Raw genomic sequence first — 19,974 nt, forward strand, 5'->3', positions numbered from 1 at the left:
TGTAGTCATTTACTTTAGAAGAAGAACAAATGAGTTTTATTGATAAGCAGTCTCATTATCATTAAAAACCACTCGCATTGCTAGGGGTATTTTTACTAAATAGCAGAATCAAGAAAGGGGAAAGTCGAAACCTTCCCCTTAATATTTAAGCTACCAATAGTACCCTACTAACAAATTAGTATTTTACCTGTAACGTAGCCATGTAGTTACGACCTTCGCCAACAACAACGCCGCGAGTGCTGCCGCCTTCTAGGTAATCTGTATCGAATAAGTTATCTACATTAAAGCGTGCAACAAAGTCTAAGTTTTCATCGTACTTAATCGTATGTGCAACACCAGCATCTACACGAGTGTAAGCGTCTTTCTTAAACGTGTTAGCACTTTCAGTGTAACGCTCACCTACGTGATACACACCTAGGTTTACATCAGTACCGTTGTTGAATGCGTAAGTAGACCAGATGCTTGCAGTAAATTCAGGAACGTCTGCTGGTGTTTTACCATTAAGAGCAGGGTCATTCTTATATTCAGCATCTAAGAACATTGTTGATGCACTTACAGAGAACGCATCCGTCACGTAGCCCGTCGCAGCTAGCTCCACACCAGTGTGAACTTGCTCACCCACCTGTGTAGTACGAGTATCTTTTGCATGAGATGCAGGAAGGTCTTCTGTAACTTGCATGTTCGTTTGTGTGATCTGGAATACTGCTCCTGATACGAATAAACGCTCATCAAACAGTTCCCACTTTGAGCCTAGCTCATAAAGTGTACCTTTCTTCGCATCTTGAGACTGGCCGAAGTTCACATCATCTTTATCAGAAATCTCACTTACAGGTTCAAAACTTTCAGAGTAAACCGCGTAAATAGAACCGTTTGGCGCCGGAGAGTAAATCGCACCGAACTTAGGTAGGATGTTATTGTAACTCTCTTCTTTACCAGAACTGCTCGTCGTATCATCGTAAGCGAAACGAACACCAGCAAGTGCTTGCCACTGCTCATTGAACGTCACTAAATCTTGAAGATATAGACCGTAGTGTTGGCTCTTCGAGTGTGATACTGAATCATCGTTGTTATAGTGAATGTCTGCAGGCATATCAAAGCCTTTGCCACACTCTTTCATTGTGTCTGCTTCTGAAGCGTTAAAACAAGCGTAGTCTGATACGTACAGGCGCTTGTAATCGTAGTGCAACCCATTTGCACCCACCAACAGACGGTGATTCACACCAAATGCATCAACATCACCAGTAAAATCCACGTAAGCCGTATCAAACGTCCACTCATCATGACGGTCTGATACTTTGTAACCATAACCTAGTGTTTTCTTGGTTTTTCTGTCTTTCTTTGAATCAATAACGTTATCTGATTCAGTACGGCGACGTTCGTAAAACTGACGACTGATACCCGATTTAACTGCCCATGTATCGCTCAAGTTTGCTGTAACAGCCACACCGTAGTTTGCTACGTCGTTGTCTGTTTGTGCGAAGCGTTGGTCATTAACCGTATTTGGGGTAATCGCTTTACCTGTTTTCGTATCAATCTTTGAGCCGTTATCTAGATCACCTAACTCTTGAGTACGGTCGTAATGCGCAGATAGCATCACATCTTCGTTGATATCGTAATCAACAAATAGGCCACCAACAAAGCGGTCAGTCTCTACATCTGTGCCGTCAAAACGTGTGCGGTAAGAGTCTTGGTTTTCTTGTGAAACAATAAGACGAGCACGTAGAGTTTGATCATCGTTCAATGAACCGCTTACATCAGCGGTAGTACGTGTGTAGCTGTCAGAACCAATGTCTTGGCTTACGCTAACTTGAGTTTCATACGTAGGCTTCTTAGCAACCATGTTAACAAGGCCACCAGGTGCTGATTTACCGTAGAGCAAACCTGCAGGACCTTTTAGTACTTCAACACGTTCTAGTAGTTCTACCGGTTGACGGTAATGAGACCAGTGTTGAACGCCATCGCGCAAGTAACCAGAACTGCTTCCTAGAGAGAAACCACGTAGGTTGAAGCGCTCACGGTTTGTTGATTTAGAACCCGCTGAAATTGACGCATCATTTTTTAATACTTCGCCAAGCGTGCTTGCGCGTTGCTCATCAATGATTTGCTCACTGATAATCGTAACTTGTCCTGGAGTCTCTAATTGAGTCGCCTCCATGCGCATTGCTGTTGTATTCGTGTCGGCTTTATAACCGTAATCACGACCTTCAACAACCATATGCTCGTCAGTTTTTACTGCTTCTGCCAATACTGCTGGTGAAGCTAATACTGCGCCGATCACTAAAGCCAATGGCTTTTTTGAAAACATGTCCTTTTCTCCACTTTTATTCTTTTAGACGAACACTTTGTTATTTATTCGATGTGTCCGTTAGACCGTTTCCGGTACCACTGAATTATTTCGATGGTGAATATAAGTGATAACTATTACTATTTGCATTAAATTTACATTCTTTGCATTCGTAAAGTTTTGTAAAGACGAGCTGACGAGTCGTTAACCTGCAGTTAAAAGAAACCAATTCAATACAGTCATTTAACGAGCACTTGAATTAAAAATCGGCTCTCTGCGCCAAACTTTTTGAAACACCGCCATTTGCGCAGTCAATGTAATAAGCAAACATCTATAACAAAATCCTCTTATCTTATTTATTACCTTCAGAACGACGATTTTTTGTATAAAACACTCGATAAATGTAAAGGACTGGTGAATTATTTTGTTTTATTTTGTTTTATTTGAACAATTATCAGTGATTATGATCACATCTGTAATTCCAAACTCATTTTTTGTTTTTCGATTTAATCAACCGACTGCTAATCTCCTGCTCACTTTGGAAAGGTATCAAAGTTATAAATAATAAGGAGTGTTCTAAATGAATACCAAGAAACCTATGTCTCTGACTGGCCGAGTTATCCTCGGTATGGTCGTAGGTATATTAACGGGATTTGCCATTCAATCCCTTTTTGCAGACAGCGGATTTGTTAACAACTACATCGTTAACGGACTCTTTGAAGTAGGCGGACAGATCTTTGTCGCCAGTTTAAAAATGCTTGTTGTACCACTCGTCTTCGTTTCACTCGTGTGCGGTACAAGCTCTCTTAAAGACTTATCAACTCTTGGCCGTATGGGGGGCAAAACACTTGCACTTTATATCGGTACAACTGCTGTAGCTATCACTCTAGCACTGACTATCGGTAATTTGTTCCAACCTGGAGCGGGTGCGGATCTTACGGCTGCGAGCTCTTTCAAATCAGCTGATGCTCCTTCTTTGGGCCAAGTCATCATCGACATGTTCCCGACCAACCCTATTCAGGCGATGGCTGAGGGCAAAACGCTACAAGTTATCGTATTTGCTGTGTTGTTTGGTATTGCAATCAGTGCAGCGGGTAAACCAGGTGAGCGTATCGCTGCGGTTTTCTCTGATCTAAACGAAGTGATTATGAAGCTAGTTGCGCTACTAATGAACCTTGCGCCTTACGGCGTATTCTTCTTAATGGCGAAGCTGTTCTCTGGCCTTGGTTTAAGCGCAATTTGGAACCTAGCAGAATACTTCTTAGTGCTTGCGGGTACCCTACTTCTACACGGTTTGGTTACCTACAGCGCGATGCTTAAAGGATTCACAGGCCTAAGTCCGATTACGTTCTTACGTAAGATGGAAGATGCAATCATGTTTGCGTTTTCAACTGCCTCTTCGAACGCAACGATTCCAGTAACAATGGAAACGGCTAAAAACCGCATGGGCGTAGACAACAAAGTCGCTTCATTCACCGTACCACTAGGTGCAACAGTGAACATGGATGGCACAGCTATCATGCAAGGTGTTGCAACTGCGTTTATTGCACAAGCTTACAACATCGACCTGACTATGGGTGATTACCTAATGGTTATCCTAACAGCGACATTGGCGTCTGTTGGTACCGCAGGTGTTCCTGGTGTTGGTCTTGTTATGCTAGCGATGGTATTGAACCAAGTTGGTCTACCGCTTGAAGGTATTGCTCTAATCATGGGTGTTGACCGCCTTCTTGATATGATTCGTACCGCTGTAAACATCACAGGTGATAGTGCCGTAACTATCATCGTTGCTAAGTCTGAAGGTTCTCTTGATGAGTCTCGCTTCAATGACCCGGCAGCTGGTGAGAAAGAAGAAGAAGTTAAGCTAGCACGCCAACAGGCATAATCTAGCTTCTCTGTCGCTCTTATCTCCAAGCTAAGGCGTAATTAATGGCTATGCCTTAGCTGATCAATGAAAAGCGTATAAACAAAAACACCACTGCATCTGCAGTGGCGTTTTTTATTGGGTTCTCTTTGAGCCGAAACGATTCAACTCTCATCTATCTTCTCGTTACAGGGGCTGAGCGTTGAGTGCCGAGCCTAACGCTTAATCTACGATAGGAAACATAAGGTTCACTCTAAGTCCCCCACCTTCTCTGTTCTCAGCGGTAACATGCCCATTCATCACTCCCATGGCTTCCTTAACGATCGCGAGTCCAAGACCGTAACCACCAGACTGTTTATCTCTGGCTGACTCGATGCGGGTAAACGGGTCAAAGATATCTGCAATCTTGTTATCTGGGATACCTTCACCATCATCCTCCACAGAAATGACACTGTAACGCTTATCATTGACCTGCCCATAGGTCTTGACGACAATATCCGCATTGCCCCCTGCGTATTTGATCGCATTTCCTACAAGGTTACTGATCACCCTCAAAAGTAGCCTCTCGTCAACATTAACCATTGATGTTGCAGTTTCCAAATCACCAGTCAAAGTTTGATTAGGTTTCAAGTCATTTTGCATCTGTACAATGAGCATTGAGCAATACTGCTCAAGATGCATTGGAGTTAACTTAGAATCATAACGAGAGGTTTCTAGCCGGCTGAACTCAAGAATTTCACCCACCAGCTTATTCATCTCTTCCGTTTCGCTTTCCATCCGTTCGAGTAAACCCATACTTTTTTCATCGACCTTACTACGTAGTAAATGTAATGCGAGATTCTGCCTTGCTAACGGTGTCCTCAACTCATGTGATACATCACGAATCAAACGACGCTGCTTTTCAGCCAGAGACTTAATCTCAAAGGTCATATGGTCAAAATCATTGGCAAGCTCATTGAATTCACGTGTAGTTGAATCCAACTCAGACACAACACTCACTGAAAAATCTCCTTGTGCGAGCCTTCGACTGGCCTCCCTTAAACGATCGAGTGGCTGCTGCAGACTTTTCGCCATAATAATGGAAAACAGCGATAACACGATCAAAGCAATCACAGCTTTCAGCGCGTAGGAATACGGTGCAAAGGATTTTGCTGGATGAAACTGGCCTGGCAGTTGGATCACGAGTGTATTGCCGTTATCAAGTGGCAAGCCGAAGATAGGCTTACTCACACGATCACTGAGTTGATGGTCTAATGTACGCAGGTACTTCAACTTAAATTCAAAATGCGGATGCATGTGTCGGTGGGTAATAGGTCGGTTGTTTTCATCGATAATGAATAAATAATAACGTTGGGCATTGCCCCAGTCGGCAAGCTCATCCATGTCCCCTTCTTCGATCAGTACATTAGCTTGATAAGCCAAATCCAACATTTCAGCTTTGACAGGTTCAGGTACCTTCAACAAGGCTTTCATCAGCGCTCGTTCTGCGACACCTTGAAGGATGAGGATACTGACTAAAATCACGGTCAGGCAACTGAACAGCTGAAACGTTAAGCCATCCTTACGCTTGATAACGAAATCAGGGCACCGTAAAAACCAGTTACTCATACTCCTACCGACTCTAGGTAGCTGTAGCCTTGACCGCGCACAGTTTTAATATGTTGCTTTGATAAGCCAGCCTGCACCAATTTTCGACGTATGTTGCTGATATGCATATCTAGATTACGGTCGAAGGGGCACAGCTCTTTCTTCAAGACATGTATTTGCAAGTCAGATTTTGATACAACGATGCCATTATTTTTGATCAGATAATCGAGCAACTCTTTTTCAGTGCCCGTTAAAGGTAAACGGGTAAGTTGCTCGCACAAACCTTGATTAGATGAAGCCATTGATTGTCTTTGTCGCTCAAACCCAACTCGGCGTAAGATCACCTTAATCCGGGTCAAAAGCTCAGGAACATTGAAAGGCTTAGCGATGTATTGATCTGCCCCGGCTTGATAGCCATCTAGCATGGAGGCATCATCATTAAGCGCAGTTAGCATAAGGATAGGAGTAGCAAAACGCTGACAAATACGTCTTGCGACTTGAATACCACTTAAATTGGGGAGCATCACATCGAGTAAGACTAAATCAACAGGATTTGATTGAATAAACTCTAGAGCTGATTCACCGCAATGAACGGTATCAACGTGATACCCTTCATTTTCCAACACTTCACCCAGTAACTCACACAACTGAATATCATCATCAACAACTAAAACACGAGACATTTCACACACCGATAAATAAGAACTGTTTGCATTCTAATTATCGTTATTATTGATTTCAATTATAAAGTGCGTGATTTCCTCTATAGAAGAAAATCTTTTTCAATCGGTACAAATTTTGAGGCAGAATCGATAAGATTTTGAGCTGTTAACCCAGGAACGCCATACACTTCAACAGGTTTTCCAAAGCGCTCTTTGATTCGTTCTACCAAGATTTCAAAATCGCCATCACCCGATACCAAAACAATCGTATCAACCGTCTCCGCAAGCTCTATCGCATCTAACGCGATACCGACATCCCAATCCCCTTTGGCGCTACCATCACGACGCTGAATAAACGGTTTTAGCTTCACATTAAAACCAACACCACGAAGGATATGGTGGAATTGGCGCTGTTTAGGATCTTGGCTTGAGATTGCGTAAGCATTGGCTTCGACAACGTTACGTCCTTCCGTGGCAACATACCAAAACTGGTTATAGTCGAAGTTAGAACGGTATTTATCGCGTGTTGTATAGTAAACGTTCTGAACGTCGACCAAAATTGCTATGTTTTCCATAAATTCATACCTTTAGATTTTCCGTATACCCTATTCTATTCACTTCTAAAATGCGAGTCGCTTTCTTTAATAAAAATGAACTCATTAGCTATGCTTAACGTACTTATTATTGGCTTAGCGTAGCTATTGCTAGCTTAACGTAGTTGCCATTAACTTAGAGCTTGTTTGGGTTTATCGAGGAAGGTGGAACATGCAGTACCGACAAATAATCAGATCATGCCTTGCCAGCGACACCATTGACTCAGTATTGACACGTTGCTGCGCGGCAATAACTAAGGCTGCGATAACTAAGGCATCGGTAACAAACGTAATTTCCAAAACACTGAACGCTCTAATAACAAGCACGGTTATGTTTATGATTCTGTCAGTCAACTCGTTACACGCCTACCCAGCCTACTCTCATTCCAAAGCTCTGCCACACCGCAGTGTTATTTATTTCGCTCCAACAGAAGATTCGATCGTAAAAGAGTTTCTTAATGAAGTCTTGATTAACAATTGTCAATTGGACGAGCGAGATGTAGTAATCATGGTCATCGCAGAAAGCGGCTACACCGTTCCTGCATGGTTAGTTGAAGAGTTTAATTTGGATGCAGTGACTAACAGTTATGGAATACCCAAAGGTTCACACACTGCCGTGTTGATTGGTAAAGACGGGAAAGAGAAACATAGGTGGAGTGGTAAAACCGACTGGAGTTTAATCACTAATATTATTGACGAAATGCCCATGCGCCAACAAGAAATGCAGCGACAGAGTAGCCGCTGCAGTATTTGATTCTTAGTCAGCTAAGCTTGATCATCAATCACTTAAGCTTGCTTGTTAAACCAAGCCAGTTTTTCATGAAGCTGAGCAACACTTCCAACCACAATCAGTGCAGGGCTCTTTGCAACGCCAGCAAGATCAGCTAGATCACGTAGCCCACCTCTAAACACTTTCTGCTCTTGGCGAGTGCCATTTTCGATAATCGCAACAGGCATGTCTTCTCGCATACCATTATCGAGTAAGTTCTTCTGAATGTTCGGACTCTCTTTCAAGCCCATGTAAAACACGATGGTATGGTTGTGCTGAGCAAGAGATTGCCAGTCAATATCTTCGCCATCTTTCTTCAAATGACCCGTAATAAACTGTACGCTTTGCGCGTGGTCACGGTGAGTCAATGGAATTCCCGCATATGCGGTCGCTCCTGCGGCTGCAGTAATGCCAGGAATCACTTCAAATCTCACGTCATTCTCAGCTAACGTTTCGCACTCTTCGCCACCACGGCCAAAGATAAACGAATCACCACCTTTTAGACGCACAACGTGCTTGTTTTCTTGTGCTTTGGTCACCAATAGTTGGTTGATCTGATCTTGTGGTACGCAGTGGTGATCGAGCTTCTTACCCACATACAACATTTCAGCTTCTGGATTAGCCATCGCTAAGATATCTTTTGATACCAAGCGGTCATAAACCAAAACGTCTGCTTGTTGAATCACTCGTGCGGCTTTTAGTGTAAGTAGGTCTGGGTCGCCCGGACCTGCACCTACCAATGAAACAAATCCATTGCTTACTTCTTTAACATTCGATGACGATACTTCTGACATTCTGCGCTCCGAAGGTTTGCTTGTTTTATCTCAAGCTTCAATCTATGTGATAAGTCACTGTATTCATGATGACTTATCAAAATCCTTACCTCTTAGACTATCAGGTGTTGAAATAAATATTCAGTCTAAATACTAACGAAGATAGAAATAATTATAACAAAACAATCTATTGCGGATGTTTTGCTCAATAGCAAACAACGCATCTATGATAACTAAGGTGTTGTCTGCCCGAGAATACACTGACAGCTTTCAAACTAAAAAAGCCCCAAACACGTTGTTGGGGCTTTCAATCTCATACTAACTTACGTTTACCGTATTACTTCGCGCCTAGAGAAGGAGCTGTTTTAACATGAGTCAGGTATAGGGGAACACACGTTAACAGTAGGCCACCAACGATGTTACCTAAGATTGTTGGGATAAGGTTGAAGTTCAACCATGTCGCGATACCGAAGTCAGCGCCAAGAATCATACCCAGTGGGAATAGAAACATGTTTACAACTGTGTGCTCAAATACAAGTGCGAAGAAGATGAAGATTGGGAACCACATCATTGCTACACGACCAGCAACTGTACGTGCAGTCATGTTACCAATCACACCTAGACAAACCATTAGGTTACAGAAGATGCCGCGCACGAAACATGTGATCCAGCCGTCCATGCCCATGTTTTCAAACCCTAGGCTACGACCTGTAGAAACAGCAATGAACTTTTGAGCAACTGCGTTTGGTTCTAAAGAGAAGTTACCTGTAAGTGAAATTGCCACTAACACTGCAACAATTAAAGAACCGATAAGGTTACCAAGACCAACAAGACCCCAACAACGTAAAATACGACCCCAAGTAATACCTGGACGGTTATCAAATTTCGCTAAAGGAGCAAGGCCAAATACACCGGTTACTAGGTCATAGCCCATTACACTTAGAATGACGAAGCCCACAGGGAACACAAGAGCGCCAACAATACCAATGCCTGTTTGCACGATAGTCGTGATTGCCACTACAACAGCAAGAGAAAGAATGATGCCTGCCATTGTGCTTCGAATCAGTAGATCACGAGTACTTGTTTTCGTTTTCGCTTCACCTACATCGATCATTGTTTGAACGAATTCTGCTGGTTTAAAATCAGTAGACATAAGATTGTCCTTAAAAAGTTAAAATTAAAAGTTGAAATCGGATAGGAAAAGGTTCTAATTGCCGAATTAAGGCAATGTCGATAACTAGAACCCTTGATCTATCAAATCTTGCTAAGTAACTGTGTCGAAATTTCGAACTAACTATGATTTCGCACTAGCTATGGTTTCGAACTAACTATGCTGAAACTTCTACAGCACCTTTAGTAACGCGAGCTTTATACGCTTTTACACTGAAGCTCTCGTCTTCCATGCACACACCTGTTGCTAGGTTAAAGCGTTGCTTCTTAAGTGGGCTTGCCACCCAAAGCTCACCTTTGTGCTCAACCGTTAAACCGCGAGATAAAACGTTTGATTGAAAAAACGGGTCAGTGTTACTAATAGCGAACACTTCTTCGGCTTTAGTTGGGCGGAAAATAGCCACTTGCTCACCACCAACCAACGCACAAACACCGGTACCTGGAATAATGTCTTCGATCTTACAAACTTTGGTAAATGCCATGATGTCGTCTCCCAATTAAACCAGTTCAACGTGAAGGATATCGCCCTTCGCTTCTGGGTGTTTTTCTGTGAATGTTGCTGGGCGGTGTTGTTCACGGCCATCGTCAACAAACACAACGTTTTCATCACGGTCGTCAGCATTGATGAAGTGTGAGAAGCGCTTAAGTTGAGCTTCGTCGTTGATAGTGTCAGTCCACTCACAAGCAAAGTTACCCACAAGGCCAGCTACGTCCGCTTCAAGTTGGTCATTGATGCCAAGCTTGTTGTCGACAATCACTTCACGTAGGTAGTCAACACCACCCTCTAGGTTGTCCATCCATACCGAAGTACGTTGTAGTGGCGCAGCCGTGCGGATGTAGAACATCATGAAACGGTCGATGTATTTGATCAGCGTTTCTTGGTCTAGGTCGCTTGCAAGTAAGTCTGCGTGACGAGGCTTCATACCACCGTTACCACATACGTACATGTTCCAACCTGCGTCAGTCGCGATAATACCTAAGTCTTTACCTTGAGCTTCAGCACACTCACGAGTACAGCCAGACACACCAAACTTCATCTTATGAGGAGTACGGATGCCTTTGTAACGGTTCTCGATCATCACACCTAGGCCAACTGAATCTTGAACGCCGTAACGACACCAAGTTGAACCGACACATGTCTTAGCCATACGTAGCGCCTTCGCGTACGCTTGACCTGTTTCGTAGCCCGCAGCAACTAACTTCTTCCAGATTGCTGGTAAGTCATCTTTTTGAGCACCGAATAGACCGATACGCTGAGCACCTGTGATCTTGGTGTAAAGGTTGTATTCAGCCGCTACATCAGCAAGAACGCTTAGTGCTTGAGGCGTTACTTCACCACCTGCCATACGAGGGATAACAGAGTAAGTACCGTCTTTTTGGATGTTACCTAGGAAGTTATCGTTGGTATCATGCAGTTTCACTAGCTCAGGCTTAAGGATGTGCTCACCCCAGCAAGAAGCAAGAATAGAACCCGCTAGAGGCTTACATACTTCACAGCCGTAGCCTTTACCGTATTTCTCTAGTAACTCATCGAATGTTTTGATTTCTTCGATACGAATCAAGTGGAAAAGCTCTTGGCGAGAGTAAGCAAAGTGCTCACATACGTCGTTCTTCACTTCCACACCGGCTTTAGCAAGTTCAGCGTTCAGTACTGAAGTCACAAGTGGAATACAACCACCACAGCCAGTACCAGCACCAGTTACTGCTTTGATATCACCAATGGTGTGGTGACCTTCAGCAACGGCTTGTGCAATCTTGCCTTTAGTTACATCGAAACAAGAACAGATAACAGCAGACTCAGGAAGAGAATCCGCGCCAAGTGTTGGCTTTTCAGCACCCGCGTGAGCAGGAAGAATCAATGCATCTGGATGCTCTGGCAGGTCGATTTCATTCAGCATTAACTGAAGAAGATCACCATAGTCAGACGTATCACCGACCATTACCGCGCCAAGCAGCTTCTTGTTGTCTTCAGAAACGATTAGTCGCTTGTAAATTTCTTGTTCTTCGTTTTGGTAAACGTAGCTCTTACAACCTGGAGTGCGGCCGTTAGCATCACCGATAGAACCTACTTTCACGCCAAGAAGCTTAAGCTTCGCAGACATGTCTGCACCTTCAAATGTGCTTTCGTTACCAACAACGTGGTCAACCGCAACGGTCGCCATTTTGTAACCAGGAGCCACTAGACCGTAGAACGTTTGGTTCCAAGATGCACACTCACCGATAGCGTAGATATCTTTGTCTGTCGTTTGACAGTGATCGTTAATCTCGATACCACCGCGAGGCGCAATACCTAGGCCCATTTGACGAGCAAGTTTGTCTTGTGGGCGAATACCAGCAGAGAATACGATGAAATCAGTTTCTAGCTCTGTACCGTCTGCAAAACGCATTACGTTACGAGCTTCAGTGCCTTCAGGAGCAATTTCAAGCGTGTTCTTACTTGTATGAACGTTTACGCCCATACGTTCGATTTTTTGACGAAGTTGGTTACCGCCCGCTTGGTCAAGTTGCTCAGCCATTAGCTTAGGAGCGAACTCAACAACGTGTGTGGTTACGCCAAGTGCTTTCAGTGCGCCCGCCGCTTCAAGGCCAAGTAAGCCACCACCGACAACAACACCAGACTTTGAGTTCTTCGCGGTTGCTTCAATCGCTTTCAAATCTTCGATTGTACGGTAAACGAAACAGTCTTTACCTTCGTGACCTTTGATTGGCGGAACGAATGGGAAAGAACCAGTTGCAAGAACAAGTTTGTCGTATTGAATTTCACGACCTGTGCTTGAGTAAACAGTCTTTTTCTCACGGTTAACGTTAATTGCACGTTCGCCGATCAGCATGTTGATGCCGTGTTTCTCGTAGAAGCCTTCTTTAACTAAAGAAAGTTCGTCCGCAGTATGGTGTGAAAAATAAGAAGAAAGGTGTACACGGTCATAGGCTACGCGAGGCTCTTCACAGAACACCGTGATGTCCATGTTAGCGACATCTGTCTTCTCGACTAAATCTTCGATATAGCGATGGCCTACCATCCCGTTACCGATTACGACTAGCTTCATCTTGCTCATAAGAATTCCTGAAGGTTATATATTTCTTAACTACACGAATAATGAATTATGAAAGAAAATGAAAATATGATGTAAATCAATTACGAAATCGAACTACCCAAAAGGGGTAGAACAAAAGAGGTAGAACTGCTTAATTATCAGTCAAAGCAAACGAATAACCGTAGGTTTGGTAGGGTTTAGCGGGGTTTTATATACACTTCAACGCATTAAGAAGTAGGTTGTAAACTTTCACAACAGGTTACCAACAACGTAAGTAAATGACAATCATTTTCATTTAGCTTCTTATAAATATATATAGAAGCCTATAAATACATGTAGAACACCGTTTGCGTGAAAAACTATGTGTAATTGTGAAAACCACTCCTACCTATTCGGAATGTAAACAAAGCTGTTCGCCCTTTAATGTCGTGATGAATTCAGTTTATAGCTTGGGTCATCGGTTTGTTTGCTTGATCTAACACAAGAACCCTTTTGATTCACATGTGTGATGTAAAAATCAACTTCCAACCAAACCCTGAATAAATTAGCATTGTTGAAAATAATTCTTATTTAACAGAGTGAATACGATGCGCCTAATTTTACTAATCCTATCTATTATTGCAGCCCCTGCGTTTGCTGAAACAAAGGTCATCAAACAAGTGATGGACATGAATTCTGAAAACATCGATAAGATGTATCAATTCATTCCTGATTACGTAGAGATCGAACCTGGTGACAAGGTGCTTTTTAAAGGAACCGTTGGCTCTCATACTGCTCATAGCATTCAAGGGATGCTTCCTAACGGAGCTAAACCTCTTATGATATCTGGGTCAAATGCTCAGGAAGTCACTTTTGATAAGCCCGGAGTTTATGGCATAAAATGTAAAGTACATCACCGACACGGAATGGTGGCACTTGTGGTTGTTGGTGATCCAAGTGTTAACTTAGAAGAAGCTCGCACCGCGGCAAAAAAACGTGTGAGTCGCAGAGCTCAGAAAAAGATGCAAGGCTTGCTCGATCAAGCAGAGCAAAAGGTTCAATAACCTTTGTCCCTTCCTTTAAGCATCAGCTCTCTGTTGATGTGTGATAGGAATGCCAGCCTGAAGACAGGCTGAGGGGTCAGTAACAAGAAGAAACACCGCCGAATTGGCGCTGTTTCTTCTAACTTATCTAACTTATCTAACTTAGACATTGTCAAATATTCCGCACTAAACGTAAAAGCAGATCAAACTAGCCAACCCGTTCTAAATGAAACTCCGACAACCACAAACAAAATTGAAATAATGGTCACTGGCACAATATGCAGCGCCATATCAACCAAGTTGTCCTTCGATAGTTTTGGAATCACACGAAAGCGTGCGTCTAGGGCTAGCAATACCGTCAGAGACAGCAACGTCAATTTAGCGGCAATGCCATGAGCCAGTGGAATCGACATATCAAACCATAAGCTAACGTCCGGCAACATGTGATAAGCGAGCATCAACCCAGTCACCACTTGAACTACCAAAGCAGGCATTCCCACCTTTTCGTACCCTTGCTCAAATTCCAATAACATTTCTGGAGAACGGTGTTTCAAGACTTTAGGAAGGATAACGACGCTGAGAATAATGTGCCCTCCCGTCCAAATGGTGGCAGCCAATACATGCAAAACCAATAATACGCCAAACATAAACTTCCCTTACACAATGTTACGTGGTGCAAAGGAGAACCCTTCAAACTCACGCTTATATTTTGATTCACCAATTTTCTTTATTTTGGCGACGCCCATTTTGTAGTTGTAGTTACCACTGATTTGGTCAACTACCCTTGTTGTTAAAGCATTCGCTGGGTTCTTCATGTCCATCATATTGCAATACAACACACCTTTTTTCGTGGCTGAGGTGACAATCGCAACGGCTTTAATCTCCGCGTAATCCAGTTGAATGTGACCATTTTTCATTAGGTTACTAAACTGAAAATCACCTGACTCGATACCCAGAATCGTATCTTTAAAATTGGCCACCCGCTCCGAGTACACAAGCACTTCATCTCCGGCTTCTATGCCCCGTTTGTCCGCATCTTCTGGGTGAACTTCAATCCAGTTTTCAGGCCAGCGATGAGTGATGTAAGGCCTGCGCTCGGTATCATCAAACCCTGACTGCCAAATTTCGTTGATACGACCATTCGAGAACCACAACTCGTCCTTTTGGGGAGTAAGCCAAGCATGGAAATCACTAAACAGATCCCAAGGATGTTTTTGAAGATTGACCTTCCCCGTCTGACTATTAAATTGAGTGAGCTGTTTGCGCATAATATTGGCGCCTTGAGGGCCATCTTGTAGCCCTTTATCGACCAGATCATCCCAACTCATTTCAGTGTCATGTAGGCGCTTAGTGCCAATCAGCTTTTTGGTGTCATAGTTATAAAAAACAGGCCCTTGGATCCCTTCAGTACCAAATTCAGTGAGCTTTTGATGAAGCGTTTTTCCTTCAGCATGTGCTGCAACTTTAATCATATTGAAATCTTTACGGCTACCACGGCTAAATCGTGATGACTCTTCAGCTACGTCATTTGAGTTTTGCCAATCAAACCCGTCGTACCCCATTCGCGAAGCCATTTGAGCAACAATCCACCAGTCTGGCTTAGCCTGACCCGGCGCATCAGCGAACTTTTGGTAAAGGCGTAGACGACGCTCACCATTAGCGCGCATGAAATCCTCTTCCCCCCAAGTCGCGGCCGGAAAGATGATATCAGCGAATTGTTTACCAATAGGATCACGTAAATAAATATCTTGATTGATGACGACCATTCCACCGGAATCTGCACGCTTTTTGAGTGTATCTATAATGTGCTGTTTATCACGTCGCATCGCTTGGTGAGGATTACGTGTTGTTAAGTCGGTGAATTTCTCTTTCAACCCATAACTACCACACATAGCTTGAATCCATGTTGTACCAATGACATGGGCCATACGGGTATGCCCGGAATAGAGATATCTATCGGTGTCTATTGAGCGCCTGCGCCTACCTGCGACTTTTTCAGGTGACTTATTCCTTGGTAGTTTCCCACCGGCTAGTCCACCACGTTGATGCCCACCAAATCGACCAATCACACGCCCTTCTCGGCCACCAGTACCGATTATCGTTGCAAGGGAGGCGATGGCGTTGGTATTCCCGGTATTATTCGACCAATAAAAGCCCTTCTCTATACCAATTGAGGCTTTAACTCGTTGACCGTTGACTGGCATTGCCAACATCTCAGCGGCTTTATGGATCTTCTCAACATCGATACCCGCTATCGACGCGGCATACTCAGGTGCGTACTCTTTCTGCTCCAAATTCCATTGCTTATAATCATCAAAGCCATTCGTTTGGAATTTGCCCCAAGTGGTTCTCCACTGCCATGGCGTATTACGCGTACCCTGACCAAAACCTGAGCTCGATTCCCATTTATTATTGACCCAGTTTTCAATCCACTCGTTATCTTGCCAACCTTGCTCTAAGATCACTCGAGCAATTGCACCAATCACAAGATTATCGCTACCAGGGTTAATATCGAGGTGTAATCCACCTTGAGCTTTAAGCCACGCTATTCCAGCGGTTTCACGAGGGTTCAAAATCACGGTTTTCATCCCACGATGCACCGCTGGCATAATAAACTGCGTAAAGATGATGGTTTTTGTCTCATACGGATCTGTTCCGCAGATCATTAAGGTGTCTGCCGCGCCCCAATCATCATAACTCGGAGCGAAATTATCAAAACCCGCATCTCGAAATCCTGGGGTTGCGGTGACATCTGACGGCGTATCATGAAACGAAAAATTCGCGGTATTGACATGACGCAATGCATACTTTGTTATCGCATAGGTGTTTTCAATATACTGATAGGAATAGGTTTTTACGCAGTAACTGTTCGAACCGTGCGTATCAATCACATGACGGCCGACTTGGGCTGCTATATCCAACGCAAAATCCCATTCTACCGGTTGTAACTGACCGTTAATTCGAACAAGTGGTTGCTTCAATCGATCTTTGGTTGGTGTTTCTGGGTTATAAAGCTTTCTTGCGAGCAGTCCACCACGAACCGAAGAATCACCGCCTTTATTGACGACCTGTATGTCTTTGTCTGCCACTACAACCACATGGTGTGGTTTGCCATTATGCGAAACAATATTATGTTGCTGTGGCGAAACCCAAGTTTGCAGAGCATGAACCGGGAAATCGACACCAAAGGCGTTTTCACTAGCAGCCGCGCCGCCTGAAGGGCTATTTACGGGCCAACGATAAACCTTATAACCACACGCAACAATACAATAGTCACACGCTGTTGTGATGACTTCCGCACTAGCAGGTGGCAGTAATGTACTAGTCGGTTGCAGATACTGGCTGTTTAAAGCAGATTGATCGTTTAAAGCCAATTTATCGTTAAAAGAAAGTTGAGTCATCTAGCTAATCTCCACATCGATCAGGTTTTCCATTCGACCAAAGATCAACCCCATAACCCCGACCGCATAGATATCATCACCTTCTAGCTCCAGCAGTACTTGAGGTAAGCTCTCAAAGGCTTGACCAGAAACCATAATGCCATGACGTCGTAAATCAAATGTAGACAGGTGGAATGGACATTGCCCGACAATGCGATGCTCCCCTGTTGCTTTGTAAGCACCAGTTAAAGGCCCGCCTTGATGAGTACACGTCATCGAGTACGCCACAATATCTCGCTGTAACCCTATCCCACCGCCACATTCGATGTCGGATTTAACCAGCATCGCAATCGAGTTTTTTCCTTCATCTGGATATTGAAAGTGAACCGGAATGTGGTTACTGAGTTGACTTAACTTTGCGATTTTCTTACGCGGGTAACCAACAATACGACCTTCAACCTGAGTTTCAGAATCCGTTCCTGCAAATAAGGTAAGAGGAACCATTGATACGGCAGTCGCCGCGCCGGAATAGAGTAAAAAATCACGTCGTGACATCATGCATTTGTTGTGTCGTTTACTCGAATTTTGCTCTGAGTTGGCGATCATTTTTCTGCTCCAGCAAGTTCTTCTTTAGTAAATAACGGTTGGTATTCTGGAATTGTCGGCTCTTCAATAAAAATCTGTTCACCTGAAAATGCTTCGATAAAGCTCAGTAAGTTCTTTTTATCTTGCTCCGTTAAACCGAGAGGTTGAATTAAAGCAGATTTTGTCTGAGGGTAACCAGTAGTACGTCCGTCATCCGCCACACCACCTCGGTCGTAGAAATCAATCACCGCTTCTAAAGTTGGAATAGTGCCATTGTGCATGTAGGGCGCAGTGTATTTTGTATAACGTAGGCTTGGCGTGCGAAACTTACCTAACATCTCTTTACGTTTTGCACGAAAGTAAGCACCGGGATCAGCTTTTGTAGTGCGGTACATCTCTTCGGTGACACCTTTAGAATAAAGCTCAAATCGAAACGTTATCTGTGCCAGTCCATCATCATTCCACCAAGGGCTTGGCGGCACGCCAATGTTGTAGAATTTCTGGTCAGAAGCCAAAGCCCCGTTGTGACAAGCTATGCAATTCGCTTTGCCCTCAAACAGTGCTTTACCCTTCAATTGGGACTCAGACAAAGCGGTTTTGTCACCGAGTAAATAGTTATCTATTGGTGTGTCACGTTGAATCATCGTACGTTCAAACGCGGCTATAGCACGCCAAGCGTTGTGTATTTTCGGAGTATCATCACCAAACACTCGCTTAAAACGTTCAACATACTCAGGTACTAACGCTAAACGCGCTTCCATGATGTCATCTTCACCATTACCCGCGACCGCGCCCTTCGCAGCATCTTTGGCTTGCGCTTCCAATGACATAGCGCTGCCCGCCCAGAAAAATTTGTCATAATAAGCCGCATTAATAATCGTTTGGCTATTACGCCAATGTACCGTACCCGGATATCCCATGGATAAGTCATCAGGAAAACCCCAGCCCTGAGATTGAATATGGCAACCAGCACATGGGCTCGTCGTATCGCCACTTAGCCGACCGTCATAAAATAAGACCTTTCCCAACTCAATTTTTTCTGGTGTTTGTTTATTATCCGCAGGTACAGGCACCTCCCCTAGAGGCTCAAGCTGTACCTTTGCATTAACAACATTGGGAAGCCCCGTCATCCCAATAAGAACAAAGAGTGCTGCCTTTAATACAGAGCGTTTAGTTACTAGCATTTGACCAATCCTCCGTGTATTCGTAGCCGAAGTCATAGTCTAACCATTCGTATTCTTCGCCTATAAGGGCGTCTCCAGATAACGATTCCAAAAAAGCCACCAGCGCCTTTTTTTCATAGTCCGTTAGAGAAAGTGTGGTGAGTCGAGAGTCTTTGTTTGAATCTTCGCCACCACCTTGATTATAAAACTCAACCACATCTTCAAGCGTGGCAAGCATGCCATTGTGCATATATGGCGCAGTTTGAGTGAGCTCTCGCAGCGTTGGCGTTATGAACTTACCGCGATCGCTACCATCCGCTTTATGAGTTTGAACATGCGCACCAACATCGCGCTTTAACGTTAAGTAATCTTGCACACCCATAAACATGTTGTAGGCAAGAAAAGATTGATGTCGCATGGGGTCTAAAAATATCTCATGATTTTCTGGCACTCCGGTATTGTGTGCCTTTCCGTCCGAAAACAGTGCGCCACGGTGGCATTGGCTGCACCCCGCTTTGCCTGTGAACAGTTTTTCTCCCTGGCTCGCTAAGTCGCTAAGCTCACCCTTGTCAAAAGGGACGTTTTTCGAAGTCAATGTTTTTAGGTATTCAGGCAGAGCTTTGCGTACTCCGCCATTTGACGGTTCTCCAAGATTGGCCGCTTTAAACATCTCGACGTATATTGGGTCTTGTTTGAGGCGTTCCTGCATCAAACGCATGTCCATATTCATCAGCCAGTCTTCAGTGATATTTTCCCGCACCACATCGTTTAGGTTGGTGCCAATACGACCATCGTGAAACCACACCTCTTTATAGGCTGTATTAATAAGTGTTGGAGCATTGCGAAATCCATCACTCCCCGTATAGGCCGGGCTCAACGGTTCAGGGTAAGAAAAACCATTAGACGGAATGTGGCAACTGGAGCACGATATCGAGTCGTCCCCAGACAAGCGCGTATCAAAAAACAGTCGTTTACCGAGTTCTGCCTTCGCCGTATTTATACTTATAGGGGGCAGAGCGGCGTATAGAGTTGCAGAGAAAAGGGCACACACTCCTACCAAGCTTTTTAGTGCGATGCTCATCGACAT

General features: G+C 43.9%; 16 protein-coding genes. 3 read left to right on the plus strand and 13 right to left on the minus strand.

Translation table 11 applies throughout. The features are described 5' to 3' along the window. Positions 1-175: 175 nt before the first annotated feature. The gene (locus MED222_RS19250) at positions 176-2,305 is read right to left on the minus strand and encodes a TonB-dependent siderophore receptor (protein ID WP_009845410.1); all 2,130 of its coding nucleotides are present in this window, start codon (positions 2,303-2,305) and stop codon (positions 176-178) included. A 559-nt stretch (positions 2,306-2,864) separates the two neighbouring features. Between MED222_RS19250 and MED222_RS19245 the strand changes: the two genes are divergently transcribed. Continuing rightward, positions 2,865-4,169, plus strand: coding sequence for a dicarboxylate/amino acid:cation symporter (locus MED222_RS19245; RefSeq protein ID WP_009845411.1), 1,305 nt, complete (start codon positions 2,865-2,867; stop codon positions 4,167-4,169). A 201-nt stretch (positions 4,170-4,370) separates the two neighbouring features. Here the strand turns inward: MED222_RS19245 and MED222_RS19240 are convergent, their stop codons facing one another. The 3 genes from MED222_RS19240 to MED222_RS19230 all read right to left on the minus strand — a co-directional run bounded on the left by MED222_RS19240 (position 4,371) and on the right by MED222_RS19230 (position 6,972). Next, positions 4,371-5,756 carry a sensor histidine kinase gene (locus MED222_RS19240; protein WP_009845412.1) on the minus strand — a complete coding sequence of 462 codons (1,386 nt, stop codon included), beginning with the start codon at positions 5,754-5,756 and terminating at the stop codon, positions 4,371-4,373. Then, positions 5,753-6,418 carry a response regulator transcription factor gene (locus tag MED222_RS19235; protein ID WP_009845413.1) on the minus strand — a complete coding sequence of 222 codons (666 nt, stop codon included), beginning with the start codon at positions 6,416-6,418 and terminating at the stop codon, positions 5,753-5,755. The genes MED222_RS19240 and MED222_RS19235 overlap by 4 nt, the downstream gene beginning before the upstream one ends. An 80-nt stretch (positions 6,419-6,498) precedes the next feature. After that, positions 6,499-6,972 carry a LabA-like NYN domain-containing protein gene (locus tag MED222_RS19230; RefSeq protein ID WP_009845414.1) on the minus strand — a complete coding sequence of 158 codons (474 nt, stop codon included), beginning with the start codon at positions 6,970-6,972 and terminating at the stop codon, positions 6,499-6,501. A 190-nt stretch (positions 6,973-7,162) separates the two neighbouring features. Here MED222_RS19230 and MED222_RS21365 point away from each other — a divergent pair, with 190 nt between their 5' ends. Beyond that, positions 7,163-7,744, plus strand: coding sequence for a DUF4174 domain-containing protein (locus MED222_RS21365; RefSeq protein ID WP_032555054.1), 582 nt, complete (start codon positions 7,163-7,165; stop codon positions 7,742-7,744). A 32-nt stretch (positions 7,745-7,776) separates the two neighbouring features. Here the strand turns inward: MED222_RS21365 and cobA are convergent, their stop codons facing one another. From cobA to nirB, 4 genes are all read right to left on the minus strand, one after another. After that, the gene (gene cobA, locus MED222_RS19225) at positions 7,777-8,553 is read right to left on the minus strand and encodes a uroporphyrinogen-III C-methyltransferase (protein WP_009845416.1); all 777 of its coding nucleotides are present in this window, start codon (positions 8,551-8,553) and stop codon (positions 7,777-7,779) included. Positions 8,554-8,869: 316 nt separating this feature from the next. Further along, a complete protein-coding gene (locus tag MED222_RS19220) occupies positions 8,870-9,685 on the minus strand; it encodes a formate/nitrite transporter family protein (RefSeq protein WP_009845417.1) in 816 nt (271 codons plus the stop codon). Between the two features lie 175 nt (positions 9,686-9,860). Further along, on the minus strand, positions 9,861-10,184 hold the full coding sequence (nirD, locus tag MED222_RS19215) for a nitrite reductase small subunit NirD (protein ID WP_009845418.1): 324 nt from the start codon (positions 10,182-10,184) through the stop codon (positions 9,861-9,863). Positions 10,185-10,199: 15 nt separating this feature from the next. After that, the gene (gene nirB, locus MED222_RS19210) at positions 10,200-12,758 is read right to left on the minus strand and encodes a nitrite reductase large subunit NirB (RefSeq protein ID WP_009845419.1); all 2,559 of its coding nucleotides are present in this window, start codon (positions 12,756-12,758) and stop codon (positions 10,200-10,202) included. 566 nt (positions 12,759-13,324) lie between these two features. Between nirB and MED222_RS19205 the strand changes: the two genes are divergently transcribed. Next, positions 13,325-13,780, plus strand: a complete 456-nt coding sequence (locus tag MED222_RS19205) for a plastocyanin/azurin family copper-binding protein (RefSeq protein WP_009845420.1) — start codon at positions 13,325-13,327, stop codon at positions 13,778-13,780. Positions 13,781-13,962: 182 nt separating this feature from the next. Here the strand turns inward: MED222_RS19205 and MED222_RS19200 are convergent, their stop codons facing one another. The 5 genes from MED222_RS19200 to MED222_RS19180 are packed head-to-tail and all read right to left on the minus strand — an operon-like array spanning position 13,963 to position 19,968. Next, positions 13,963-14,406 carry a CopD family protein gene (locus tag MED222_RS19200; RefSeq protein WP_004731117.1) on the minus strand — a complete coding sequence of 148 codons (444 nt, stop codon included), beginning with the start codon at positions 14,404-14,406 and terminating at the stop codon, positions 13,963-13,965. Positions 14,407-14,415: 9 nt separating this feature from the next. Next, positions 14,416-17,160, minus strand: coding sequence for a molybdopterin-dependent oxidoreductase (locus MED222_RS19195; protein ID WP_009845421.1), 2,745 nt, complete (start codon positions 17,158-17,160; stop codon positions 14,416-14,418). Then, positions 17,161-17,745, minus strand: coding sequence for an arsenate reductase (azurin) small subunit (locus tag MED222_RS19190; RefSeq protein ID WP_009845422.1), 585 nt, complete (start codon positions 17,743-17,745; stop codon positions 17,161-17,163). Continuing rightward, a complete protein-coding gene (locus tag MED222_RS19185; RefSeq protein ID WP_009845423.1) occupies positions 17,742-18,908 on the minus strand; it encodes a cytochrome-c peroxidase in 1,167 nt (388 codons plus the stop codon). The genes MED222_RS19190 and MED222_RS19185 overlap by 4 nt, the downstream gene beginning before the upstream one ends. Beyond that, on the minus strand, positions 18,895-19,968 hold the full coding sequence (locus MED222_RS19180) for a cytochrome-c peroxidase (RefSeq protein WP_009845424.1): 1,074 nt from the start codon (positions 19,966-19,968) through the stop codon (positions 18,895-18,897). The genes MED222_RS19185 and MED222_RS19180 overlap by 14 nt, the downstream gene beginning before the upstream one ends. Positions 19,969-19,974 lie beyond the last annotated feature (6 nt).

It is taken from the genome of Vibrio sp. MED222 (genome assembly GCF_000153005.1).
GTDB lineage: Bacteria > Pseudomonadota > Gammaproteobacteria > Enterobacterales > Vibrionaceae > Vibrio > Vibrio tasmaniensis_A.